The organism is Citrobacter sp. Cm046 (assembly GCF_030333065.1).
Taxonomy (GTDB): domain Bacteria; phylum Pseudomonadota; class Gammaproteobacteria; order Enterobacterales; family Enterobacteriaceae; genus Citrobacter; species Citrobacter murliniae.
Window position 1 is genome coordinate 234723 of record NZ_JAOWGP010000037.1, and the last position, 23882, is coordinate 258604.

General features: G+C 50.3%; 23 protein-coding genes. 16 read left to right on the top strand and 7 right to left on the bottom strand.

Annotated elements, in window-relative coordinates; all coding sequences use genetic code 11:
* Positions 1–61: 61 nt before the first annotated feature.
* A complete protein-coding gene (locus OGX98_RS09890; RefSeq protein WP_045441863.1) occupies positions 62–949 on the top strand; it encodes a LysR family transcriptional regulator in 888 nt (295 codons plus the stop codon).
* Positions 950–1257: 308 nt separating this feature from the next.
* Here OGX98_RS09890 and icd read toward each other — a convergent pair whose 3' ends face one another.
* Positions 1258–2508: an NADP-dependent isocitrate dehydrogenase gene (gene icd, locus OGX98_RS09895; protein WP_198904455.1), complete on the bottom strand. Its 1251-nt coding sequence runs from the start codon at positions 2506–2508 to the stop codon at positions 1258–1260.
* Between the two features lie 201 nt (positions 2509–2709).
* On the opposite strand from icd, the gene rluE reads away from it, so the two are divergent.
* The 9 genes from rluE to roxA all read left to right on the top strand — a co-directional run bounded on the left by rluE (position 2710) and on the right by roxA (position 11515).
* The gene (gene rluE, locus OGX98_RS09900; protein ID WP_225760776.1) at positions 2710–3333 is read left to right on the top strand and encodes a 23S rRNA pseudouridine(2457) synthase RluE; all 624 of its coding nucleotides are present in this window, start codon (positions 2710–2712) and stop codon (positions 3331–3333) included.
* Between the two features lie 43 nt (positions 3334–3376).
* Positions 3377–4306 (top strand): lysozyme family protein, encoded by a 930-nt coding sequence (locus OGX98_RS09905; protein ID WP_286595226.1) that lies wholly within the window; start codon positions 3377–3379, stop codon positions 4304–4306.
* A 10-nt stretch (positions 4307–4316) separates the two neighbouring features.
* Positions 4317–4778 (top strand): NUDIX hydrolase, encoded by a 462-nt coding sequence (locus OGX98_RS09910; RefSeq protein WP_225760774.1) that lies wholly within the window; start codon positions 4317–4319, stop codon positions 4776–4778.
* A gap of 53 nt (positions 4779–4831) precedes the next feature.
* On the top strand, positions 4832–5938 hold the full coding sequence (gene mnmA / locus OGX98_RS09915; RefSeq protein ID WP_045441850.1) for a tRNA 2-thiouridine(34) synthase MnmA: 1107 nt from the start codon (positions 4832–4834) through the stop codon (positions 5936–5938).
* Positions 5939–5973: 35 nt separating this feature from the next.
* The gene (gene hflD, locus OGX98_RS09920) at positions 5974–6615 is read left to right on the top strand and encodes a high frequency lysogenization protein HflD (protein WP_045449571.1); all 642 of its coding nucleotides are present in this window, start codon (positions 5974–5976) and stop codon (positions 6613–6615) included.
* A gap of 3 nt (positions 6616–6618) precedes the next feature.
* On the top strand, positions 6619–7989 hold the full coding sequence (gene purB, locus OGX98_RS09925; protein ID WP_045441847.1) for an adenylosuccinate lyase: 1371 nt from the start codon (positions 6619–6621) through the stop codon (positions 7987–7989).
* A 181-nt stretch (positions 7990–8170) separates the two neighbouring features.
* Positions 8171–8842: a two-component system response regulator PhoP gene (gene phoP / locus OGX98_RS09930; RefSeq protein WP_045449570.1), complete on the top strand. Its 672-nt coding sequence runs from the start codon at positions 8171–8173 to the stop codon at positions 8840–8842.
* Positions 8842–10305 (top strand): two-component system sensor histidine kinase PhoQ, encoded by a 1464-nt coding sequence (gene phoQ, locus OGX98_RS09935; RefSeq protein WP_045441845.1) that lies wholly within the window; start codon positions 8842–8844, stop codon positions 10303–10305. Before phoP ends, phoQ begins: the two co-directional genes overlap by 1 nt.
* A gap of 88 nt (positions 10306–10393) precedes the next feature.
* On the top strand, positions 10394–11515 hold the full coding sequence (roxA, locus tag OGX98_RS09940) for a [50S ribosomal protein L16]-arginine 3-hydroxylase (RefSeq protein ID WP_045441843.1): 1122 nt from the start codon (positions 10394–10396) through the stop codon (positions 11513–11515).
* Positions 11516–11571: 56 nt separating this feature from the next.
* On the opposite strand, the gene pepT is transcribed toward roxA, so the two are convergent.
* Complete coding sequence (pepT, locus tag OGX98_RS09945; RefSeq protein ID WP_048221637.1) at positions 11572–12798, bottom strand: peptidase T; 1227 nt, start codon at positions 12796–12798, stop codon at positions 11572–11574.
* A gap of 249 nt (positions 12799–13047) precedes the next feature.
* Between pepT and potA the strand changes: the two genes are divergently transcribed.
* From potA to OGX98_RS09970, 5 genes are all read left to right on the top strand, one after another.
* Positions 13048–14184 carry a spermidine/putrescine ABC transporter ATP-binding protein PotA gene (potA, locus tag OGX98_RS09950; protein ID WP_045441837.1) on the top strand — a complete coding sequence of 379 codons (1137 nt, stop codon included), beginning with the start codon at positions 13048–13050 and terminating at the stop codon, positions 14182–14184.
* Positions 14168–15025, top strand: coding sequence for a spermidine/putrescine ABC transporter permease PotB (gene potB, locus OGX98_RS09955; protein ID WP_045441829.1), 858 nt, complete (start codon positions 14168–14170; stop codon positions 15023–15025). The genes potA and potB overlap by 17 nt, the downstream gene beginning before the upstream one ends.
* Positions 15022–15801, top strand: coding sequence for a spermidine/putrescine ABC transporter permease PotC (gene potC, locus OGX98_RS09960; protein WP_003030794.1), 780 nt, complete (start codon positions 15022–15024; stop codon positions 15799–15801). Before potB ends, potC begins: the two co-directional genes overlap by 4 nt.
* 23 nt (positions 15802–15824) lie before the next feature.
* Positions 15825–16871 (top strand): spermidine/putrescine ABC transporter substrate-binding protein PotD, encoded by a 1047-nt coding sequence (potD, locus tag OGX98_RS09965; RefSeq protein WP_045441827.1) that lies wholly within the window; start codon positions 15825–15827, stop codon positions 16869–16871.
* Between the two features lie 139 nt (positions 16872–17010).
* Positions 17011–17517 carry a methyltransferase gene (locus tag OGX98_RS09970; protein WP_286595227.1) on the top strand — a complete coding sequence of 169 codons (507 nt, stop codon included), beginning with the start codon at positions 17011–17013 and terminating at the stop codon, positions 17515–17517.
* A 37-nt stretch (positions 17518–17554) separates the two neighbouring features.
* On the opposite strand, the gene cobB is transcribed toward OGX98_RS09970, so the two are convergent.
* The 5 genes from cobB to lolC are packed head-to-tail and all read right to left on the bottom strand — an operon-like array spanning position 17555 to position 22459.
* Positions 17555–18376, bottom strand: a complete 822-nt coding sequence (gene cobB, locus OGX98_RS09975) for a Sir2 family NAD+-dependent deacetylase (protein WP_286595228.1) — start codon at positions 18374–18376, stop codon at positions 17555–17557.
* 15 nt (positions 18377–18391) lie between these two features.
* Positions 18392–19303, bottom strand: coding sequence for an N-acetylglucosamine kinase (nagK, locus tag OGX98_RS09980; RefSeq protein WP_286595229.1), 912 nt, complete (start codon positions 19301–19303; stop codon positions 18392–18394).
* 18 nt (positions 19304–19321) lie between these two features.
* Complete coding sequence (gene lolE, locus OGX98_RS09985) at positions 19322–20566, bottom strand: lipoprotein-releasing ABC transporter permease subunit LolE (RefSeq protein WP_045441808.1); 1245 nt, start codon at positions 20564–20566, stop codon at positions 19322–19324.
* On the bottom strand, positions 20566–21267 hold the full coding sequence (lolD, locus tag OGX98_RS09990; RefSeq protein ID WP_045441805.1) for a lipoprotein-releasing ABC transporter ATP-binding protein LolD: 702 nt from the start codon (positions 21265–21267) through the stop codon (positions 20566–20568). Before lolD ends, lolE begins: the two co-directional genes overlap by 1 nt.
* Positions 21260–22459, bottom strand: coding sequence for a lipoprotein-releasing ABC transporter permease subunit LolC (lolC, locus tag OGX98_RS09995; RefSeq protein WP_045441803.1), 1200 nt, complete (start codon positions 22457–22459; stop codon positions 21260–21262). The genes lolD and lolC overlap by 8 nt, the downstream gene beginning before the upstream one ends.
* Before the next feature lie 260 nt (positions 22460–22719).
* Between lolC and OGX98_RS10000 the strand changes: the two genes are divergently transcribed.
* Positions 22720–23784 carry an acyltransferase family protein gene (locus OGX98_RS10000; protein WP_286595230.1) on the top strand — a complete coding sequence of 355 codons (1065 nt, stop codon included), beginning with the start codon at positions 22720–22722 and terminating at the stop codon, positions 23782–23784.
* The last annotated feature ends 98 nt before the right edge of the window (positions 23785–23882 follow it).

Here is a 23882-nt window from a genome sequence, read left to right on the forward strand (position 1 = left end):
AACACAAATAAACTTTAATTAAGCTCATTAATTTTTATGAGTTAGTGAGTTTAAATCAGCAATGAATGTTAAAATTTCCGATTTTGAACCCTTTATCGCAGTAGCAACTTTTCGTAGTTTCCGGTTGGCAGCAGAAGCCGCAGGCGTGACATCTTCGGCAATGAGTCATTCGATCCGCCAGCTCGAGGAACGATTAAAGGTACGATTATTTAATCGCACGACTCGCAGCGTATCTCTAACGGATGCCGGGCATAAATTATTTGAATCGCTTTCCCCACTTTTCAATCATGCGATGGATGCCATTGAAGCAATAAATGATTATCGTGCCACACCCATAGGCACGCTACGCATTAACGCGGTCAGGCTGGGGGGGCGTTACCGACTCGCCCCTTTGGTTGCTGGGTTTAACAAGGACTATCCCGACGTCAGAGTGGAAATAATTCAGGACGATAATCTGGTTGATATTGTGAGTAGTGAATACGACGCCGGAGTGAGGCTGAGTGATATCATCGAAAAAGACATGATTTCTATCCCACTTGGTCAGCCTGTTCGTTACGCCGTTGTGGCAAGCCCAGAATACCTCCAAACGCATACCAGCCCAAAGCAGCCTCAGGATCTTCTGAATCACTCCTGTATCCAGTTTCGCTATCCTGGTGGGCGCAGCTATCAGTGGCAATTTGGTCGAGATAACGAGCGCATTGAGATTAATGTGAAGGGAATGCTTGAGGTAAATGACCTCGATGTTGCACTAAGTCTCGCACTGAATGGCGCTGGTATCAGCTACGTGTTGTATGAAATGGCTGAACCCCATATACACAGTCGCAAACTCGTTTCATTACTTGAGGATTGGCTGACAGATCTTCCCGGCTTCTATCTTTATTATTCCAATCGAAAATATGCCTCCGCAGCATTTCAGGCTTTTGTTGAGTATATAAAAAATCATCACTAATACCTGCAACGTCAGGGGAATGCCCGTAATAAGTACTCCTCGTTTTATAGAACATATGAATGTCATTAACGTCCGCAACTGGCACAGAACGGACCTAAATATTAACGAGCGTGCACCAGAAATAATAAAAAGCTGAGGAATGCCTAATGGGAACCTGGCAATAGAACTTCCATCTGACCGACCAACCTCCCCCAAACTACCAGGAAGTTTTGATAACTTATTTTGATAAAATTTTGATAACCGTTAGCAGCCTAACAAAAACAACGGGAGCATTAAGCTCCCGTTAATGAATTTAACAAATTACCGCATTACATGTTTTCGATGATCGCGTCACCAAACTCTGAACATTTCAGCAGCTTAGCGCCGTCCATCAGACGTTCGAAGTCATAGGTCACGGTCTTGGCGTTAATCGCGCCTTCCATACCTTTAACGATCAGGTCGGCCGCTTCTACCCAACCCATGTGGCGCAGCATCATTTCAGCAGACAGGATGATTGAACCTGGGTTCACTTTATCCTGGCCTGCATACTTCGGAGCGGTACCATGGGTTGCTTCGAACAGTGCGCATTCGTCACCGATGTTTGCACCCGGAGCGATACCGATACCACCAACCTGTGCAGCCAGTGCATCGGAGATATAGTCACCATTCAGGTTCATACAGGCGATAACGTCATACTCAGCCGGACGCAGCAGGATCTGTTGCAGGAACGCATCTGCGATAACGTCCTTAACCACGATCTCTTTACCAGTTTTCGGGTTCTTAATTTTAACCCACGGGCCACCGTCGATCAGTTCACCACCGAACTCTTCACGCGCTAACTGGTAACCCCAGTCTTTGAACGCGCCTTCGGTGAACTTCATAATGTTACCTTTGTGTACCAGGGTAACAGAATCACGGTCGTTAGCGATGGCGTATTCAATCGCTGCACGAACCAGACGTTTGGTTCCTTCTTCAGAACACGGCTTGATACCAATGCCGCAATGTTCCGGGAAGCGAATTTTCTTCACGCCCATCTCTTCGCGCAGGAATTTAATCACTTTCTCAGCATCAGCCGAGTCAGCTTTCCACTCGATACCTGCGTAGATGTCTTCAGAGTTTTCACGGAAAATGACCATATCGGTCAGTTCAGGATGCTTAACCGGGCTTGGGGTGCCCTGGTAGTAACGTACCGGACGCAGACAAACGTACAGGTCAAGTTCCTGGCGCAGTGCTACGTTCAGAGAGCGAATACCGCCGCCAACTGGCGTAGTCAGTGGGCCTTTGATGGCAACACGGTAGTCACGAATCAGATCAAGGGTTTCAGCAGGCAGCCAGACATCCTGGCCGTAGACTTGGGTGGATTTCTCGCCGGTGTAGATTTCCATCCACGAGATTTTACGCTCGCCTTTATAGGCTTTCTCGACAGCAGCATCGACTACTTTAATCATCGGTGGGGTTACATCAACGCCGATACCGTCGCCTTCAATGAACGGGATAATCGGATTTTCAGGAACGTTGAGTTTGCCGTTTTGCAGGGTGATCTTCTTACCTTCCGCCGGAACAACTACTTTGCTTTCCATTCACCTCTCCTTCGAGCGCTTCTGGTTCTGCTCGTCTGTCATCACGCTGCATGTGCGTTTGCGTCCTGCTACACGGATGCGTTAGAGCAACTTTTGTTAATGATTTGTAATGAGCGTGTCAATACTACCCTATTGTTCGCCGCCATGAAAGACACTCGTTCTTAGGCTATAATGCGGCAATTGATATAATCTGAAAATACCATGCAAAAAACTTCTTTTAGAAATCACCGGGTTGAGCGATTCAGCTCACGACAAGTCACTAAACAGCGTAAAGAAAACCAGCCAAAACGCGTGGTTTTGTTCAATAAACCCTACGATGTTTTGCCGCAATTTACTGACGAAGCGGGCCGAAGAACGTTAAAAGATTTTATTCCTGTACAGGGTGTCTATGCCGCTGGCCGTTTAGATCGGGACAGCGAAGGACTTTTAGTGCTAACTAATGATGGAGCACTACAGACCCGTCTGACACAACCGGGCAAGCGCACCGGAAAAATCTATTACGTCCAGGTAGAAGGTGAACCAACACCGGAAGCCCTGGAGGCCCTGCGCAATGGTGTGACGCTCAACGATGGCCCAACGCTACCAGCGGGCATTGAGATTGTTGAAGAACCAGAGTGGTTGTGGCCAAGAAATCCGCCTATACGCGAACGGAAAAATATTCCCACCAGTTGGTTGAAAATCACTTTGTATGAAGGTCGTAACCGCCAGGTGAGGCGTATGACGGCGCACGTTGGTTTCCCTACGCTGCGTCTGATCCGTTATGCGATGGGCAACTACACCCTGGAAAGCCTTGCTAACGGTGAATGGCGGGAAGTGCAGCCATAGCATCGTCTCTTAATGCAACCATTAACAGGGAAGAAACAACATCATGGATAAACGGATCATTGCAACGTTGATGCTGTGCGGCATATCACCATTTTGCTATGCAAAGCAGGATTGTGAAGGAATAGCCGGAATCGCGGCAGGAGAGGCAAATTATCTTTACGCCTCTGCTAAAGTGGACACTGGGTCCAGGCTGCATTTCTACTCCGCTCCAGCCAGCAAATGCCAGCTTCCCGCTTTTTTGGTCAATAGCGACACAGTAGAGGTGCTGAGAAGTTCGCAGCGTTATGAAAGCACAGGCATGCTTTCCAAAGACGAACCCTTTCGTTATGTCCGTTATCGGGACACAAACGGCACCTTCGCTACCGGTTGGGTCACAGTAGATGGGCTCGCACCGTTAACTAATCCGCTACCTGTGAGCCCAGCATGTGAGGCGTGGGCAAATAAAGCGATGTCACAGCGCGAAAAGATGCCCCCAGCCGCAAGTAACCTTTATCAGATAAACGGCAGCACGCGCGCAGGATTCTATTCGATGCCGGATGAGCAGTGTCGGAGCCGCTCCACCTTCCTGATTCCCGGCGACATCGTTTCTGCTCAGGAAGAGTCAAAAGATGATTTTATTGAAGTAGTCTACTACACCGCCGATCGCCATATCGTACGCGGCTGGTTAAAAAAATCACAGCTGCAACCTTTAAACAAGGGTGACCGCTATCGTGACGACATTAATCCATTATCTACGGATAAAGCGACACGAGTCGCTACCCTCGATTTGCGCCATGACTATCAATGTGTTTTTTATGAGAGCTGGAATGCTAAGAACGCAATTGAGATTATCGTTCGCGAAGACCATCAAACGGAGTTATGCCGAGGTGCAGCCGATCCACAAACATCCCCTCCGATGGCCTATATCAGTATCGATAAAGCCACTGGCGAAATTAGCTGGCCAGATGTAGCTGAAGGCTTTAAAGAAGAATAAGAGGTGAACCATGTTTAAACCGCACGTCACCGTAGCCTGTATTGTGCATGCAGAAGATAAATTTTTAGTCGTTGAGGAGACCATCAACGGTAAAGCGTTGTGGAACCAACCAGCCGGACATCTGGAGGCGGATGAAACCCTGGTACAAGCTGCCGCGCGCGAGCTGTGGGAGGAAACCGGCATTCAGGCACAGCCGCAACACTTCATTCGCATGCATCAGTGGATCGCGCCTGACAAAACACCCTTTTTGCGTTTTCTGTTCGCTATTGAGCTTGCCAATATGTGCGCTACTGAACCTCATGACAGCGATATAGACTGCTGTCGCTGGGTGAGCGCGGAAGAGATCATCACTGCGCCAAACCTGCGGTCTCCGTTGGTTGCTGAGAGTATCCGCTGTTATCAGAGCGGACAACGGTACCCACTAACAATGATCGGTGAATTTAACTGGCCGTTTACAGAGGGTGTCAAGTAAAGGGCTGCGTGCTAGAATATGCCGCCTTGAAGTTCAATGTCGTGAGTATTCCTATGTCTGAAAGCCCAAAAAAAGTGATCGTCGGCATGTCCGGCGGTGTCGACTCCTCCGTTTCTGCCTGGCTGTTGCAACAACAGGGTTATCAGGTAGAAGGCCTGTTCATGAAGAACTGGGAAGAGGACGATGGTGAGGAATACTGTACAGCGGCCGCCGATCTTGCGGATGCACAGGCTGTCTGTGACAAACTCGGCATTGAGCTGCATACCGTAAACTTTGCTGCAGAATATTGGGACAACGTCTTTGAGTTGTTTCTTGAGGAGTACAAAGCGGGTCGTACACCGAATCCGGATATTCTGTGCAACAAAGAAATTAAGTTTAAAGCCTTCCTTGAATTTGCCGCTGAAGATTTAGGTGCTGACTACATCGCCACCGGTCACTACGTTCGCCGCGCGGATGTGGACGGCAAAAGCCGCCTGCTGCGTGGCCTCGACGGTAATAAAGACCAGAGCTATTTCCTCTATACTCTCGGTTATGAGCAAATTGCACAAAGCCTGTTCCCGGTTGGAGAACTGTCCAAGCCGCAGGTGCGTAAAATTGCCGAAGATCTCGGTTTGATTACCGCGAAGAAAAAAGACTCTACTGGTATCTGTTTTATCGGCGAACGTAAATTCCGCGAATTTCTCGGTCGTTACCTTCCTGCTCAGCCAGGAAAAATCATCACCGTTGATGGCGAAGAAATTGGCCAGCACCAGGGGCTGATGTACCACACCCTGGGTCAGCGTAAAGGTCTCGGCATCGGCGGTACGAAAGAAGGTACAGAAGATCCATGGTATGTGGTCGACAAAGACGTTGAGAACAATATCCTCATTGTCGCGCAGGGCCATGAACACCCACGTCTGATGTCCGTTGGCCTTATCGCACAGCAATTACACTGGGTCGACCGCGAACCGTTTACCGGCACAATGCGCTGTACGGTGAAAACCCGCTATCGCCAGACAGACATTCCGTGCACCGTTAAAGCACTGGATGACGAACGTATTGAAGTTATTTTTGATGAGCCGGTAGCAGCGGTAACCCCGGGTCAGTCAGCCGTCTTTTACAACGGTGAAGTGTGCCTCGGCGGCGGTATTATCGAGCAGCGCTTGCCTCTGCCGGTATAATTATTTTATTGGTTTAATACAAGGAAGCAGTGAACGTGGCAAAGAATTATTATGACATCACCCTCGCCCTGGCAGGCATTTGCCAGTCAGCACGCCTGGTGCAACAACTGGCACACCAGGGGCACTGTGATGCCGATGCCCTACACGTTTCACTGAACAGTGTTATCGATATGAACCCCAGCTCTACGCTGGGCGTATTTGGTGGTAGCGAAGCCAATTTACGTCTCGGACTGGAAACACTGCTTGGCGTACTTAATGCCAGCAGCCGTCAGGGGCTGAATGCGGAACTCACTCGCTACACACTAAGCCTGATGGTGCTGGAGCGTAAGCTGTCAGCAGCCAAAGGCGCAATGGACACGCTGGGAGACCGTATCAACGGCTTGCAACGCCAGTTAGACCATTTTGATTTGCAGTCAGAAACGTTAATGAGTGCAATGGCGGGTATCTACGTTGACGTCATCAGCCCACTCGGTCCGCGTATTCAGGTAACAGGTTCGCCAGCCATCCTCCAGAGCCCGCAGGTACAGGCAAAAGTACGCGCTTCGCTTCTGGCTGGCATTCGTGCCGCTGTGCTCTGGCATCAGGTTGGTGGAGGCCGTCTGCAACTCATGTTTTCTCGTAATCGCCTGACCACTCAGGCAAAACAAATTCTTGCTCATTTAACCCCGGAGTTGTGATCTATGGAATTATCCTCACTGACCGCCGTTTCCCCTGTCGATGGACGCTACGGCGATAAAGTCAGCGCGCTGCGCGGGATTTTCAGCGAATACGGTTTGCTGAAATTCCGTGTACAAGTTGAAGTACGCTGGCTGCAAAAACTGGCCGCGCACGCAGCGATCAAGGAAGTTCCTGCTTTTGCTGCCGACGCAATCGGTTTCCTTGATACGATCGTCGCTAACTTCAATGAAGAAGATGCCGCGCGTATCAAAACCATTGAGCGTACGACCAACCACGATGTGAAGGCAGTTGAGTATTTCCTGAAAGAAAAAGTGGCTGATATCCCGGAACTGCACGCAGTTGCCGAATTTATCCACTTCGCCTGTACTTCTGAAGACATCAATAACCTGTCTCATGCGCTGATGCTAAAAACCGCTCGCGACGAAGTGATCCTGCCTTACTGGCGCAAACTTATCGACGCAGTGAAAGATCTCGCAGTGCAGTATCGCGACATTCCCCTGCTCTCCCGTACCCACGGTCAGCCCGCCACACCATCTACGCTGGGCAAAGAAATGGCTAACGTGGCCTACCGTATGGAACGCCAGTATCGCCAGTTAAATCAGGTGGAAATTCTCGGTAAAATCAACGGTGCAGTCGGCAACTATAACGCCCACATCGCCGCCTACCCGGAAGTTGACTGGCATCAGTTCAGTGAAGAATTTGTCACCTCTCTGGGCATTCAGTGGAACCCGTATACCACACAGATTGAACCGCACGACTACATTGCCGAACTGTTCGATTGCGTGGCGCGATTTAACACCATCCTGATCGATTTTGATCGTGACGTCTGGGGCTATGTCGCGCTGAACCACTTCAAACAGAAAACCATCGCTGGCGAAATTGGTTCATCCACCATGCCACACAAGGTTAACCCAATCGACTTCGAAAACTCCGAAGGAAATCTGGGCCTGTCTAATGCGGTGCTACAGCATCTGGCCAGTAAACTGCCGGTTTCCCGCTGGCAGCGTGATCTGACGGACTCAACCGTCCTGCGTAATCTGGGTGTGGGTATTGGCTATGCGCTCATCGCTTATCAGTCCACGCTGAAGGGTGTGAGTAAACTCGAAGTGAACCGTGACCATCTGCTGGACGAACTGGATCATAACTGGGAAGTACTGGCAGAGCCAATTCAGACCGTAATGCGCCGCTACGGTATTGAAAAACCATACGAAAAACTGAAAGAATTGACCCGAGGCAAGCGTGTTGACGCCGAAGGCATGAAACAGTTTATTGATGGTCTGGCACTGCCAGAAGAAGAGAAAACTCGTCTGAAAGCGATGACGCCTGCCAACTATATTGGTCGCGCTATCACCATGGTTGATGAGCTGAAATAATCTCTCCTGCGCCGGATGACGCTTATGTTTATCCGGCCTGTCTGCCTCCCCCGGATGCCGGATAAGCTTTCCCTGCCGCCATCCGGCGCTTCACATCCCTTCTGGTTTATTAAATGTTTATCCCCACAGCACCATAATCAGCGTTAAACTATTCATACCGTTAATTAATGGAGCAGCGATGATGCGCGTACTGGTTGTTGAGGATAATGCATTATTACGTCACCACCTGAAAGTTCAGTTACAGGATTTAGGCCACCAGGTTGATGACGCAGAGGATGCAAAGGAAGCAGACTATTATCTTAACGAGCACCTGCCAGATATTGCGATCGTCGATTTAGGACTTCCTGATGAAGATGGCTTGTCGCTGATCCGCCGCTGGCGCAGCAGTGAAGTCTCCCTTCCCATTCTTGTATTAACCGCCCGGGAAGGCTGGCAGGACAAAGTGGAAGTGCTCAGCGCAGGCGCTGACGACTATGTGACCAAGCCATTTCACATTGAAGAGGTAATGGCGCGAATGCAGGCGTTGATGCGCCGCAACAGCGGTCTGGCGTCACAAATTATCTCCCTTCCGCCTTTTCAGGTTGATCTCTCACGTCGTGAATTGTCTGTCAATGACGAAGTCATTAAGCTCACGGCTTTCGAATACACCATTATGGAAACGCTGATCCGTAATAACGGCAAAGTGGTCAGTAAAGATTCGCTGATGTTGCAGCTTTATCCGGATGCCGAGCTGCGCGAGAGCCACACCATCGATGTTTTGATGGGACGTCTGCGCAAAAAAATTCAGGCTCAATATCCGAATGAAGTGATCACCACCGTACGTGGTCAGGGATACCTTTTCGAACTGCGCTAATGAATAAATTCTTGCGACATTTTTTCCCGCTATCGCTGCGTGTACGCTTTTTGCTGGCTACTGCAGGCGTGGTACTGGTGCTCTCTCTGGCCTATGGCATGGTCGCTTTAGTTGGTTACAGCCTGAGCTTTGATAAGACAACCTTCCGCCTGTTGCGCGGTGAAAGTAACCTGTTCTACACCCTTGCGAAATGGGAAAACGGTAAGATAAACGTCGAACTGCCTGAAAATCTCGATATGCAAAGCCCTACAATGTCGCTGATTTATAATGAAAACGGCAAGTTGCTATGGGCGCAACGCGATGTCCCCTGGCTGATACAAAGCATTCGTCCTGACTGGTTAAAAACCAATGGCTTCCATGAGATTGAAGCCAACGTCAATGCTACCAGCACGTTACTCAGCGAGGATCATTCAGCACAGCAGCAGCTTAAAGAAGTCCGGGAAGATGACGACGACGCCGAAATGACCCACTCCGTCGCAGTAAACGTTTATCCTGCCACGGCCAGAATGCCCCAGCTTACTATTGTCGTTGTCGATACCATCCCTATTGAGCTGAAGCGCTCGTATATGGTCTGGAGTTGGTTTATCTACGTACTGGTAGCCAACCTGTTATTAGTCATACCGCTATTATGGGTCGCCGCCTGGTGGAGCTTACGTCCCATTGAATCACTGGCCCGCGAGGTCCGTGAACTCGAAGAGCACCATCGTGAGATGCTTAACCCCGCAACCACGCGCGAGCTTACCAGTCTGGTACGCAACCTCAATCGGTTGCTGAAAAGCGAACGTGAACGTTACGATAAGTACCGCACTACCTTAACCGACCTCACGCATAGTCTGAAAACACCGCTGGCCGTATTGCAAAGTACATTGCGCTCTATGCGCAGTGAAAAGATGAGCATGAGTGATGCGGAACCCCTTATGCTGGAACAGATCAGCCGTATTTCTCAGCAAATTGGCTATTACCTGCATCGCGCCAGTATGCGAGGCAGTAGCGCTCTCCTCAGCCGCGAACTGCACCCTGTTGCCCCTTTACTGGATAAACTGACATCCGCCCTCAATAAGGTGTATCAGCGCAAAGGCGTCAATATCAGTCTCGATATCTCACCCGAAATCAGCTTTGTTGGCGAGCAGAATGATTTTGTCGAAGTGATGGGTAACGTCCTGGATAACGCCTGTAAATACTGCCTGGAGTTCGTCGAAATTTCAGCGCAACTGTCGGAGGACCGCCTGCATATTCTGGTTGAAGACGACGGTCCAGGAATACCACAAAGCAAGCGTGAAATCGTATTTGATCGCGGTCAGCGTGTTGATACGTTACGACCAGGTCAGGGCGTGGGGCTGGCGGTAGCCCGTGAAATTACCGAACAATATGACGGACAAATTATCGCCGGTGACAGCCTGTTAGGCGGTGCACGAATGGAAGTTATTTTTGGCCGTCAGCATCCGGGGCAAAACGACGAGTAAGCTGTTTGTAATATTTATGTGCAGACATCACTTATCTGGTTAAGCATCCGTTATAATCGGAGCAACTAACAGCCTGCGGATGCTCATTATGGAATACCAATTAAACCTCAACTGGCCCGATTTTCTTGAACGCCACTGGCAAAAGCGCCCTGTGGTCTTAAAGCGTGGTTTTAACAATTTTATTGATCCGCTCTCCCCTGACGAACTGGCTGGCCTGGCAATGGAAAGCGAAGTAGACAGTCGACTTGTCAGCCATCAGGATGGTAAATGGCAGGTTAGCCACGGTCCTTTTGAGAGCTATGACCACCTTGGCGAAAACAACTGGTCGCTACTGGTGCAGGCTGTCAATCACTGGCACGAACCCACCGCTGCGCTAATGCGCCCTTTCCGGGAGTTACCGGACTGGCGTATCGACGATCTGATGATCTCCTTTTCGGTACCTGGTGGCGGCGTGGGCCCGCACCTGGATCAGTATGATGTATTTATTATTCAGGGTACTGGTCGCCGTCGCTGGCGTGTAGGTGAAAAACTCCAGCTCAAGCAACATTGTCCGCACCCGGACCTGCTACAGGTCGACCCGTTTGAAGCCATTATTGATGAAGAGCTGGAGCCTGGCGATATTCTGTATATTCCACCAGGATTCCCGCACGAAGGTTATGCGCTGGAAAACGCGATGAATTATTCGGTAGGTTTTCGCGCGCCCAATACCCGGGAGCTTATCAGCGGATTTGCTGATTACGTTCTGCAACGCGAGCTGGGTAGCACTTACTACAGCGACCCGGATCTGCCAGCCCGTGATCATCCGGCGGATGTTCTGCCGCAGGAAATGGACAAACTGCGCGAAATGATGCTTGGGCTGATTAACCAGCCTGAACATTTTAAACAGTGGTTTGGCGAGTTTATTTCCCAGTCTCGTCACGAGCTGGATATCGCCCCACCAGAGCCGCCTTATCAGCCAGACGAAATCTATGATGCCCTGAAACAGGGTGATGTGCTGGTGCGTCTCGGTGGATTGCGCGTATTACGTGTAGGTGATGATGTCTACGCTAACGGTGAAAAAATTGACTCTCCGCATCGACCTGCCCTTGAGGCGCTGGCCAACCATATTGTGCTGACAGCCGAAAACTTCGATGATGCGCTGGAAGATCCCTCTTTCCTTGCAATGCTTGCTGCACTGGTAAACAGCGGGTACTGGTTCTTCGAAGGATAATTGTTGTCGTCATGCCGGATGAGGCGTCAGCCGTCATCCGGCATCTACAGATAAACTTACTGCTGTTTTGCGGTCAATTCCGCAATACGCACGATCACCTGCACTGCTTTTTCCATTCCCTCCAGCGTCACAAACTCATGTTTACCATGATAGTTGTAGCCGCCAGTAAACAGATTCGGACATGGTAATCCCATAAACGACAGCTGCGCGCCGTCGGTGCCGCCACGAATGGGTTTCAACACCGGCTGAATATCACAATCACGCATCGCCTGCTGTGCAATATCCAGAACATGTGGATGTTCAACGACTTTTTCGCGCATATTGTAGTAACTGTCTTCTATCACCAGTTCAATATAGCAATCCGGGTGTAACCCCTTGCCGACTTTTTTGGCGATATCCATAATTTTACGTTTACGTGCTTCAAACTGTTTGCGGTCGAAATCACGGATGATGTAGTGCATATCCGCCCGATCAACCGTACCTTTCATGCTTGCCAGGTGATAAAAACCTTCATAACCCTCAGTGGTTTCCGGGCTTTCATCGGCTGGAACTTCAGCATGAATGCGGGCTGCCAGCGACAGCGCATTCACCATTACCCCTTTTGCCGTGCCAGGATGCACATTATTGCCGACGATCTTGATATTGACCGATGCCGCATTGAAGTTTTCAAACTCCAGCTCACCCACGCCACCACCGTCAACGGTATAAGCCCATTTCGCATCAAAGGCTGCAACATCAAAATGCTTTGCTCCTTTGCCAACCTCTTCGTCAGGCGTAAAGGCCACGCGAATATCACCATGCGGAATGTTTTTCTGTATCAGTACGGCCAGCGCGGTCATGATTTCCGCCACGCCCGCTTTGTCATCAGCTCCCAGTAACGTTTTGCCGTCTGTGGTAATCAACGTCTGCCCCAGAAGTTGATGCAGCACCGGGAACATCACCGGCGACAGAACCTCATCACCAATACCTAGCGCAATATCGCCGCCACGGTAGTTTTCAACGATTTGCGGATTGACGTTTTTGCCACTGAAATCCGGTGAGGTATCCACATGGGAAATGAAACCGATAGCGGGAATATTACCTGCCACGTTAGCGGGCAACGTTGCCATCAACGTTCCCTTGTCGCTCAATGCAACGTTAATCAGCCCCATCTCTTCGAGTTGCTGCTTAAGCAACTGCAATAACTTCCACTGTCCTTCGGTGCTGGGAACCTGCCGCACGCCCGATTTTGATTGGGTGTCCAGCGACACGTAGTGTAAAAAACGCTCAAGTAGTTTATCCATGCAGTCACCCTCACTTTTTGTGACAACATTATCAATAAGCAACAAAAGACAAATATTGCGTCAGGTCACTTTTATCCCCGCAAATGAGAATATTTCGCCATGACATCCTTCTGAATATAAAGCTAAGTCAGTAATTCGCAACAAGGATTGGCGATTACAATGGTTTGCCGTAGAATAACGGCCCTCATTAAGAGACATCAAGGTGGTCAACCACAAACCCCGCAATGGTCAGAAATCCGTTGCGTTTACATGGGACAGAGTAAAAAATTGAATAAACAACCGCGTTCGCTTTCTCCACTGGTGCAATTAGCGGGAATTCGCAAAAGTTTCGATGGTAAAGAGGTGATTTCTAACCTGGATTTGACCATCAACAATGGCGAATTCCTCACGCTGCTTGGCCCCTCTGGCTGCGGTAAAACGACCGTTCTTCGCCTGATTGCGGGTCTGGAAACGGTTGATTCCGGTCATATCATGCTAGACAACCAGGACATCACTCACGTTCCTGCGGAAAACCGCTACGTGAACACCGTATTCCAAAGCTATGCGTTATTCCCCCACATGACCGTTTTCGAAAATGTGGCTTTCGGTTTACGTATGCAGAAGACCCCCGCAGCTGACATTCCTCCTCGCGTCACCGAAGCCTTACGTATGGTGCAACTGGAAGAGTTTGCCCAGCGCAAACCACATCAACTCTCCGGTGGGCAGCAACAGCGTGTGGCGATTGCCCGTGCGGTAGTCAACAAACCTCGTTTGCTGTTGTTGGATGAATCACTCTCTGCGCTGGACTACAAACTGCGCAAGCAGATGCAGAACGAACTGAAAGCACTGCAACGTAAGCTCGGCATTACTTTTGTTTTTGTCACTCACGACCAGGAAGAAGCTCTGACGATGTCAGACCGCATCGTAGTGATGCGTGATGGCCGTATAGAACAGGACGGTACGCCGCGTGAAATCTACGAAGAGCCAAAAAATCTGTTCGTTGCCGGATTCATCGGTGAGATCAATATGTTTAATGCGACCGTTATTGAACGTCTGGACGAACAGCGCGTTCGCGCTAACGTTGAGGGTCGCGAGTGCAACATTTATGTGAATTTCGCGGTTGTTCCAGGACAGAAATTAAACGTCCTGCTGCGTCCGGAAGATTTGCGCGTTGATGAGATCAATGATGATAATCATATCGAAGGACTTATCGGCTACGTGCGCGAGCGCAACTACAAAGGCATGACGCTGGAGTCAGTTGTCGAACTGGAAAATGGCAAGATGGTGATGGTCAGTGAATTCTTCAACGAAGACGACCCTGACTTCGATCACTCTCTCGACCAGAAAATGGCCATTAACTGGGTAGAAAGCTGGGAGGTCGTGCTGGCTGATGAAGAACACAAGTAAATTCCAGAGTGTGGTGATCGTCACCATTGTCGGTTGGCTTGTGTTATTTGTCTTTCTGCCCAACCTGATGATCATTGGCACCAGCTTTTTGACCCGAGACGATGCAAATTTCGTCAAAATGGTCTTTACGCTGGAAAACTACGCTCGTCTACTCGATCCGCTCTATTTTGAGGTACTGGTTCACTCCCTCAATATGGCGCTAATTGCCACACTTGCTTGTCTTGTGCTCGGCTATCCTTTTGCCTGGTTTTTAGTAAAGCTGCCAGAAAAAGTTCGGCCACTGCTACTGTTCCTGCTGATTGTTCCATTCTGGACCAACTCGTTAATTCGCATCTATGGACTCAAAATTTTTCTCAGCACCAAAGGCTATCTCAACGAGTTTCTTCTATGGCTCGGTGTGATTGACACGCCAATTCGCATCATGTTTACCCCCAGTGCAGTAATTATCGGTCTGGTTTACATCCTGCTGCCGTTTATGGTGATGCCGCTCTACTCCAGCATTGAGAAGCTGGACAAGCCACTACTGGAAGCGGCACGCGATCTGGGAGCAAGCAAATTTCAGACCTTTACCCGCATCATTATTCCGCTGACCATGCCGGGGATTATCGCTGGTTGTCTGCTGGTTATGCTGCCCGCGATGGGACTGTTTTACGTTTCCGATCTAATGGGCGGCGCGAAAAACCTGTTAATTGGTAACGTGATTAAAGTTCAGTTCCTGAATATCCGCGACTGGCCATTTGGTGCAGCTACCAGCATTACTCTGACCATCGTGATGGGGCTGATGCTATTGATATACTGGCGTGCTTCCCGCCTACTGAACAAGAAGGTGGAACTCGAATGATCGGTCGACTGCTTCGCGGCGGTTTTATGACCGCAATCTACGCGTATCTGTACATTCCAATCATTATTTTGATTGTGAACTCTTTCAACAGCTCGCGCTTTGGCATCAACTGGCAAGGTTTTACCACCAAATGGTATGGCCTGTTGATGAATAATGACAGCCTGTTGCAGGCAGCGCAGCATTCACTGACCATGGCCGTGTTATCTGCAACATTTGCGACCCTGATTGGTTCACTGACGGCAGTTGCACTTTATCGCTATCGTTTTCGCGGCAAACCGTTTGTCAGCGGCATGCTGTTTGTGGTGATGATGTCACCAGATATCGTAATGGCGATTTCACTGCTGGTGCTGTTTATGCTGATCGGGATCCAACTCGGCTTCTGGTCACTGCTGTTCTCGCATATCACCTTCTGCCTGCCTTTTGTGGTAGTGACAGTTTACTCGCGCCTGAAAGGATTTGACGTGCGTATGCTTGAGGCAGCGAAGGATCTGGGGGCCAGTGAAGTGACTATTTTGCGCAAAATTATTCTACCACTGGCCATGCCTGCGGTAGCTGCAGGCTGGTTACTGAGCTTTACCCTGTCGATGGATGATGTCGTTGTCTCATCATTCGTTACCGGACCTGGCTATGAAATTCTGCCACTAAAAATCTACTCAATGGTTAAAGTAGGCGTTTCACCGGAAGTTAACGCGCTGGCTACCATTTTGTTGGTTCTGTCGCTGGTTATGGTTATCGCCAGCCAGCTTATTGCACGTGATAAAACCAAGGGCCGCTAAGGCCGATACTCAGGGGACGTTAAATGAAAAAATGGTCACGCCACCTGCTCGCGGCGGGTGCTCTGGCACTGGGCATGAACACTGCCACAGCTTCCGATAGCAATACACTCTATTTCTATAACTGGACCGAGTACGTTCCACCAGGACTGCTGGAACAGTTTACAAAAGAGACTGGTATTAAGGTTATTTATTCAACCTACGAGTCGAATGAAACCATGTATGCCAAGCTCAAAACCTATAAAGAAGGCGCCTACGACCTGGTGGTACCTTCCACCTATTACGTGGATAAGATGCGCAAAGAGGGCATGATCCAGAAAATTGACAAGTCGAAGTTAACCAACTTCAACAACCTCGATCCGGAAATGCTCAACAAGCCGTTTGACCCGAACAATGACTTCTCAATTCCGTACATCTGGGGGGCAACGGCGATTGGCGTCAATAGTGATGCCATTGATCCGAAAACCGTAACCAGCTGGGCAGACCTGTGGAAACCTGAATACAAAGGCAGTCTGCTGTTAACTGATGATGCCCGTGAAGTATTCCAGATGGCACTACGTAAACTGGGCTATTCCGGCAATACCACCGATCCGAAAGAGATTGAAGCCGCCTATAACGAGTTGAAAAAGCTAATGCCCAACGTAGCCGCATTTAACTCCGATAACCCGGCGAACCCCTATATGGAAGGTGAAGTGAACCTGGGCATGGTGTGGAACGGATCCGCATTTGTCGCGCGTCAGGCTGGCACACCACTGGAAGTCGTGTGGCCGAAAGAAGGAGGTATTTTCTGGATGGATAGCTTGTCTATTCCGGCGAACGCCAAAAATAAAGAAGGTGCGCTGAAACTGATTAATTTCCTGCTGCGCCCGGACGTGGCGAAAGAAGTAGCAGAAACCATTGGTTATCCAACACCTAACCTGGCGGCGCGTAAGCTGCTAAGCCCGGCCGTGGCGAATGATAAAACGCTCTACCCTGACGCGGAAACTATCAGCAAAGGCGAATGGCAAAACGATGTCGGTTCAGCCAGCGCTATTTATGAAGAGTATTATCAGAAGCTGAAAGCAGGACGCTAATACTCTTGCAACCCGGCGAAACATGGCAACGCCGGGTTGCTAGCTGCAATCCCCGAAGTTGATTACGTCTTTCGACTGATTTATTTACCCCCGCCACCAGCTACGCTTACTCTATTCCGACTCTGCTGTGAGGCTCCCAATGGCAACGCTATGGATGCTACTTGAGCTGGTTAACCTCATTGTTTTCACTCTTTTTATTCTCCCTCGCCCTCAACCGGTAGGCGCTCGTCCTTTGCTGCCGATAGCAGCAACCCGACTATTGCGCCTGACCTTCTTACTGCCGATTCTGGCTTTTGGCTACAGTCTGTTTTTTGATCATCAGATTAATCCAGCGGACTGGGGGTACCTGGCGATAGCGATCATCGGTAACGCGCTGGTTATCAAGGGGAAATGGGATCTTGGCGGCAGCCACACCTGGACAGGATATTATTTACCCAACGCTAAACGAGTTACACGCGGCATTTTTGCCTGGATTGCGCACCCTATGTACACCGGGATTATTTTAGTGATTATCTCGTGCAGCCTGGTTTACATTACCCGACTGCCCATATGGCTGAGCGCGTTGGCACTGATCTGTTGTTTTTACATTACAGGATTTTTGATTCTGGCGGCCCTGCGCGAGAGCCGCCAGCTTGTACAGGCTTAAAGAACGTTGCCGGTAAGGGCTTTGGCACAAAAGACGCTTACAGTCCTTTCAGTAACTTCTCAACAAACTCAGGTACTACCTGACTTGCCGGACCGTAATACTTCTCTTCAAACTCGCTTCCCACCTGGCTCGGTTCAAGATTTAACTCCACCGTATGAGCCCCATGCAGTCGGGCTTCGTGCACAAAACCCGCAGCCGGATAGACATGGCCCGATGTGCCAATGGCAATGAAAACATCCGCCATTGCCAGCGCCATATAGATTTCATCCATACCCAGAGGCATTTCACCAAACCACACGACATGCGGGCGAAGCTGTGCCGGAAACTGGCAGCAATGACATTTATCTTCCGGAGTGACATCCTCCGTCCAGTCTAAAATCTGCCCGCTTTGCGAACAGCGTACCTTGAGCAGCTCGCCATGCATATGGATAACATTCCGGCTACCCGCACGTTCATGCAGATTATCGATGTTCTGCGTCACCAGCAAAAAACGGTCGCCAAGCTCTTCTTCGAGTTTCGCCAGCGCGATATGCGCAGCGTTTGGTTGGATCTCGGGCTGCTGAAGTTGTTGGCGGCGAGCGTTATAAAACGACTGAACAAGCCCTGGATTACGACTAAATCCTTCCGGGGTCGCAACATCCTCAACCCGATGTTCTTCCCAAAGGCCATCCGCAGCGCGGAAGGTACGAATACCTGACTCGGCAGAAATCCCCGCTCCCGTCAGGACTAATACTCTTGGTTTTTCCATCAATTCAGGCACCACTCCGTCTCTGAAAAAGATCCGTTGACGCAGGCGATCGCGCATATGGCGTTTATTTTTACGAAAACGGCTTAACCAATGACCCCGACGCGACAGCATAACAACCTCTTTGTATTAATCGGTAAGATGTAGGAAAGCGGCCCCGCGCATCCCACCCGCATCACCGTGTCGTGCCCGCTCAATACGTGGCACACGGGCAACTGGCAGCAGATGGCGTGGCAGTCGGTCTGCCAGTTGCGTTGTTATCGCGGTAAAATTCGACAAACCACCACCAATCACCACTAAATCAGGATCGACGATAGTCAGGATATTCCCCAGGCAAACCGCCAGCAAATCCAGATAGCGTTCGACGTGCGCGCGCGCATGCTCATCACCCTGCTCCCAGAGCGAGATAATTTCGCGGGCATCCAGCGGTTGATGGTAGTAATGCTGATACAGCCACGCAAATCCGCCACCGGATAGATAGCTCTCGATACATCCCAGTTGACCACAACCACAGCGACGCAACGGGAAGTCAAACCCCATCAGCGTCAGCGCATCTACTGGTAAACGGATATGACCGAACTCACCGGTGATATAACTGCGTCCAGTGATGGATTTCCCATTAAGGATCAGGCCTCCACCAACGCCCGTGCCGAGGATTAATCCCATCACTAAGGGATACTGGGTGAACTCATCGTCCCAGGCTTCGGAGAGTGCAAAACAGTTGGCATCATTATCCAGGCGAACATCACGATCCAGCCGAGCACTGAGGTCGGCGCGGAGCGGTTTGCCACTGGCGGCAGGAACGTTAGCCGCGTACAGCGTACCGTCTTCAGTTTCCGGCATACCGGGGATACCAATACCCACCGAACCTTTGACACCAAATCGCTGATCGGCTTCCGTCACCAGATTACAAACTGCATCCAGGAAAGCCTCATAGCTGTCGCGTGGCGTAGGGACACGAATTTCCCACTGCAAACGACGTTGGTTATCAAAAACGCCTAGCGCAATTTTAGTCCCGCCGATGTCAAATCCGTAATACATCACCGCTCCTTATTATTTTTACTGGCCGCTAAGTACTCTCGCAGGATCAATATTACTGGCGCGCCGCGCCGGATACCAACTCGCTAAAAGACTCAGCAATAATGCTGTAACCAGCACGTAAATAACATCCAGCCAGTGTAATTCGGATGGCAGGAAGTCAATAAAATAGATATCACCAGAGAGGAACTGATGACCGATAATTGCTTCAATCCCGTTAATAATCGGCGTCAGCTGCAGCGAGACAACAACCCCGATAACGACGCCTGTCAGGCTACCAAACAGACCCGCCAGCAATCCATACCAGACAAAAATGGCGCGAATCAATCCATCTTTAGCGCCCAGCGTTCTTAATACCGCAATATCGCCACTCTTGTCTTTTACCGCCATCACTAACGTCGAAACGATATTAAAACAGGCGACGCCTATCACCAGGACCATTGCCAGATACATAATGGCGCGGATCATCTGTATGTCGCGATACATATAGCCGTAGGTGCCAATCCAACTCTTAATGTAGACATAGTTATTGGTTACTTCACCGGCATCTCTGACCAGTTTATTGGCATTAAAGACATCGTTAACCTTGAGGGCGATCCCGGAAACGCTGGATCCCATATCCAGATACTGCTGCGCATCTTCCATTGGGATCATAGCGAAGCTGTGATCGAGCTGACCACTCAGTTGCAGAATGCCTGTGACATGTAATCGCACGCGCTTAGGTTGCTGTAACTTGTGATCGGCACTGGCGTTAGGGATCATAATCGACACCCAGTCACCCTGTTTCACCTTCAACGCATCGGCAATACCTTTGCCAATAATGACCTGTTGCTCACCGGCTTTGAAATTGTCCCAGGCGTGGTTTTGCACAAACGAAGGCAGCGCACTCAGACGCTGTTCCTGTTTGGGGTCAACACCTTTCACTTGTACGGCGCGTAAATTCGCCCCACTCTCCACCAGTCCGGTAAAGTTGATGTAGGGTGCTGCTGCCGCAATACCCGGCACTTTCTGCACGTTGTCCAGTGCTTCCTGCCAGTTGTTCCAGGGCTGATTAACCGCTTCAATCTCACCGTGCGGAACAACCGCCAGAATGCGGTTATTCAGCTCGCGCTCAAAGCCGTTCATGGCGCTCAAACCAACGATCAATACCGCTACACCTAATGCGATACCAATGGTAGAAATAACGGAAATCAGCGAGACCATGCCACCGCGCCGCCGACCACGGCTAAAGCGCAGCCCAATCAATAACGATAAAGGCGAAGCCATTACTCTGCTCCCATCAGGCTCAGTTCAGCCGTCAGACGACCATCGCGCATTTCAAGCTGACGACTCATTCGCTTCGCCAGTTGCAGATCGTGCGTCACCACCAGAAATGCCGTGCCCTGAGAACGATTCAGTTCTCCCAGAAGCTCGAAAATACTGTCCGCGTTGCGCGCATCAAGGTTACCCGTCGGCTCATCCGCGAGGACCAGACGCGGGTTATTCACCAATGCGCGAGCAATAGCCACACGCTGGCGCTCGCCGCCCGAAAGTTCAGAAGGACGGTGGCTGGCACGGTGATCCAGCCCAACCGCTTTCAGCATATCGCGCGCACGCTCGGTAATTTCAGCCGGTTTTTTCTTACCGATTAACAAAGGCATCGCCACGTTTTCCAGCGCGGTAAAATCCGGTAACAGATGGTGGAACTGGTAAATAAAACCGAGCTTCTGATTACGTAACTCCGCTTTTGCCGCAGACGAAAGTTTGCTCATTGGCTGGCCGCTAAAAATCACATCGCCTGACGTCGGCGTATCCAAGCCACCCAGCAGATGCAGCAAGGTACTTTTGCCGGAGCCTGAGCTGCCGACAATCGCCATCATTTCACCCTCGCCGACGCAAAAACTGACATCGTGCAACACATCAGTTTGTACGGAGCCTTCCTGATAGCGTTTGCACAGGTTGTCGCATTGCAACAGGATCTTATTCATAACGTAAAGCCTCAGCGGGTTGAGTGGCGGCAGCGCGCCAGGAAGGATAAAGCGTAGACAGCAGCGCGATGGCCATTGCCACCAGCGCAATGACGATAACCTGTAGTGGTTCAATAGCGACCGGCAACGCTGCGCCATCCAGGAGCGTCCCGATAATTGGCATCAGGTTATTCAACTGGCTGGCAAGCAACGCTCCCAGCACAGCGCCCAGCAGCGCGCCAATAATACCTGCGCTGGCCCCCTGAACCATAAACACCATCATTATTTGTCGCGGCGTTAGCCCCTGGGTTTGTAAAATTGCCACTTCCCCTTGCTTCTCCATCACCATCAGGCCCAGCGAAGTAATAATATTGAACGCCGCGACAGCCACGATCAGGCTCAACAGCAGTCCCATCATGTTTTTTTCCATCCGCACAGCCTGGAACAGCTCGCCTTTGCGCTCACGCCAGTCCTGCCACTTAGTCCCCTGCGGCAGCGTTTGCTGACTCAGTGTATCGACCTTCAATGGTTCGTTCAGCCACAGACGCCAGCCTGTGATATTGCCCGCTGGATAGCGCATCAGACGTGATGCGTCCTGGATATTGGTCAGCATCTGGTAGCCATCGACTTCGCTGTTGGCGGCAAAAGTGCCAATCACATTGAACAAACGCTGACTTGGCAGACGTCCCATTGGCGTGAACTGGCTGGCTGACGGCACCATAACGCGGACTTGATCACCCCGGTTCACGCCCAACTGCCCGGCAAGCTGTTCACCGAGGATGACATTATACTTGCCCGGTGCGAGATCTGTTTGCTTCACATTGACCAGATACGGCGTCAGCGGATCTTTTTGCGCCGGGTCAATGCCCAGCATAACGCCAACAGCAACGCTGCGCGCACTTTGCAGGACGACATCCCCCGTCGTCAGCGGTGCAACACGATTGACGCCATTCAATACCACGGCTTTTTCAGGCAGCTGTTGCGGGTTAACGGAGCCCTGTTCAGAAGAGAGAATGGCCTGAGGCATCAGACCAAGAATGTTATTTTGCAGCTCGCGCTCGAAACCGTTCATTACCGACAATACCGTGACCAGTGCCATTACCCCGAGAGTAATGCCTATGGTTGAGAGCCAGGAAACGAAGCGACCGAAGCGATCAGCTGCACGCCCACGCATATAACGCAGGCCGATGAATAGAGCGACAGGTTGATACATGAAATCCGTCTGGTTGCTGTAGCAAAGCCACGAGTATATAAGCGAAAGCGGAATGGGTAAATGACTGAACCGTAAGTGTTCGTCAGCTTTAATCTGAAAAGCATAAACAAATCAATTCACTATAGTTATCTCTCCTCGCATCGTTCTTTGTCCCTGATCTTAATCTGAAAAAAATAAAAAGCAGACGGTTACGCATTACAGCGTTCCCCTGTATCCGCAGGATGACAGACTATCTCACTCAATATGGATACGCCGTCGCAATGAACCAAAAAGAATTATGGATTAATCAAATCAAAGGGTTATGTATATGTCTGGTGGTTATTTACCACTCAGTTATTACCTTTTACCCTCATCTCACCACTTTTCAGCATCCTCTTGCAGAAATGCTGGCCAAAAGCTGGATTTACCTCAACCTGTATCTGGCACCGTTTCGGATGCCAGTATTTTTCTTTATTTCGGGTTATCTCATTCGTCGTTATATCGACAGCGTCTCCTGGACCACCTGTGTGGATAAGCGGATCTGGAATATTGTCTGGGTACTGGTACTGTGGGGAATAGTGCAATGGCTCGCATTAACGACGCTCAATGGCTGGCTGGCCCCGGAACGCGACCTGGCCCATGCAGCCAATGCTGCTTATGCCGATTCCGCGCGTGACTTTACGCGTGGCATGCTTACTGCCAGCACCAGCCTGTGGTATCTGTACGCACTGGTGGTCTACTTTATCCTGTGTAAAACTTTCAACCGCTGGGCATTTCCGCTGCTGCCGCTGTTGATGTTGCTCAGTATAGCGATAAACTTCTTCCCAACGCCGTGGTGGGGAATGAACAGCGTATTACGCAATCTGCCGTATTACAGCCTCGGTGCCTGGTCTGGCGCAACGCTGATGGCGTGGATTAAAGAAGTTCCCCTGGGCCGCCACGCTCTGATATTTACATTTACCGCCTTACTGTCCGTCATGGCCTGGCTGGCAAATGTTTCGCTGCTACTGTCACTGCTCTCCATTGTGCTTATTATGAAAATGTTTTATCAGTTCGAGCAGCGCTTTGGCATGCGGGCCAACAGTCTATTAAGTGTGATTGGCGCGAACACCATCGCTATCTACACCACGCACCGTATCCTGGTCGAGGCGTTCAGCTTAACGCTAATCCCCAAACTGAATCACGCCGCATGGCCTGCAAAAGCGGAACTGGCTGTGTTACTCATTTATCCGTTTGCCAGTTTGTTATTGTGCACCCTCGCCGGACTTATAGTGCAAAAGTTTTCGCAGAAAGCCGTGGCCGATCTGCTTTTTTCCCCGCCGACTTTGGCGACCGTCACCCGCTAACCTCACCGTTTTTTGCCCCCATTTGGGGGCGATTCAATTTGCTTATGAGAAACGATCACGGATAATAAAGAACATTGCTTATCAGACGTATATCTAAA

Excerpts from the sequence above, each read along its gene's own strand:
- OGX98_RS09890 (WP_045441863.1), top strand. The coding sequence starts at position 62 with ATGAATGTTAAAATTTCCGATTTTGAACCCTTTATCGCAGTAGCAACT.
- icd (WP_198904455.1), bottom strand. The coding sequence starts at position 2,508 with ATGGAAAGCAAAGTAGTTGTTCCGGCGGAAGGTAAGAAGATCACCCTG.
- rluE (WP_225760776.1), top strand. The coding sequence starts at position 2,710 with ATGCAAAAAACTTCTTTTAGAAATCACCGGGTTGAGCGATTCAGCTCA.
- OGX98_RS09905 (WP_286595226.1), top strand. The coding sequence starts at position 3,377 with ATGGATAAACGGATCATTGCAACGTTGATGCTGTGCGGCATATCACCA.
- OGX98_RS09910 (WP_225760774.1), top strand. The coding sequence starts at position 4,317 with ATGTTTAAACCGCACGTCACCGTAGCCTGTATTGTGCATGCAGAAGAT.
- mnmA (WP_045441850.1), top strand. The coding sequence starts at position 4,832 with ATGTCTGAAAGCCCAAAAAAAGTGATCGTCGGCATGTCCGGCGGTGTC.
- purB (WP_045441847.1), top strand. The coding sequence starts at position 6,619 with ATGGAATTATCCTCACTGACCGCCGTTTCCCCTGTCGATGGACGCTAC.
- phoP (WP_045449570.1), top strand. The coding sequence starts at position 8,171 with ATGCGCGTACTGGTTGTTGAGGATAATGCATTATTACGTCACCACCTG.
- phoQ (WP_045441845.1), top strand. The coding sequence starts at position 8,842 with ATGAATAAATTCTTGCGACATTTTTTCCCGCTATCGCTGCGTGTACGC.
- roxA (WP_045441843.1), top strand. The coding sequence starts at position 10,394 with ATGGAATACCAATTAAACCTCAACTGGCCCGATTTTCTTGAACGCCAC.
- pepT (WP_048221637.1), bottom strand. The coding sequence starts at position 12,798 with ATGGATAAACTACTTGAGCGTTTTTTACACTACGTGTCGCTGGACACC.
- potA (WP_045441837.1), top strand. The coding sequence starts at position 13,048 with ATGGGACAGAGTAAAAAATTGAATAAACAACCGCGTTCGCTTTCTCCA.
- potB (WP_045441829.1), top strand. The coding sequence starts at position 14,168 with ATGAAGAACACAAGTAAATTCCAGAGTGTGGTGATCGTCACCATTGTC.
- potC (WP_003030794.1), top strand. The coding sequence starts at position 15,022 with ATGATCGGTCGACTGCTTCGCGGCGGTTTTATGACCGCAATCTACGCG.
- potD (WP_045441827.1), top strand. The coding sequence starts at position 15,825 with ATGAAAAAATGGTCACGCCACCTGCTCGCGGCGGGTGCTCTGGCACTG.
- OGX98_RS09970 (WP_286595227.1), top strand. The coding sequence starts at position 17,011 with ATGGCAACGCTATGGATGCTACTTGAGCTGGTTAACCTCATTGTTTTC.
- cobB (WP_286595228.1), bottom strand. The coding sequence starts at position 18,376 with ATGCTGTCGCGTCGGGGTCATTGGTTAAGCCGTTTTCGTAAAAATAAA.
- nagK (WP_286595229.1), bottom strand. The coding sequence starts at position 19,303 with ATGTATTACGGATTTGACATCGGCGGGACTAAAATTGCGCTAGGCGTT.
- lolE (WP_045441808.1), bottom strand. The coding sequence starts at position 20,566 with ATGGCTTCGCCTTTATCGTTATTGATTGGGCTGCGCTTTAGCCGTGGT.
- lolD (WP_045441805.1), bottom strand. The coding sequence starts at position 21,267 with ATGAATAAGATCCTGTTGCAATGCGACAACCTGTGCAAACGCTATCAG.
- lolC (WP_045441803.1), bottom strand. The coding sequence starts at position 22,459 with ATGTATCAACCTGTCGCTCTATTCATCGGCCTGCGTTATATGCGTGGG.
- OGX98_RS10000 (WP_286595230.1), top strand. The coding sequence starts at position 22,720 with ATGAACCAAAAAGAATTATGGATTAATCAAATCAAAGGGTTATGTATA.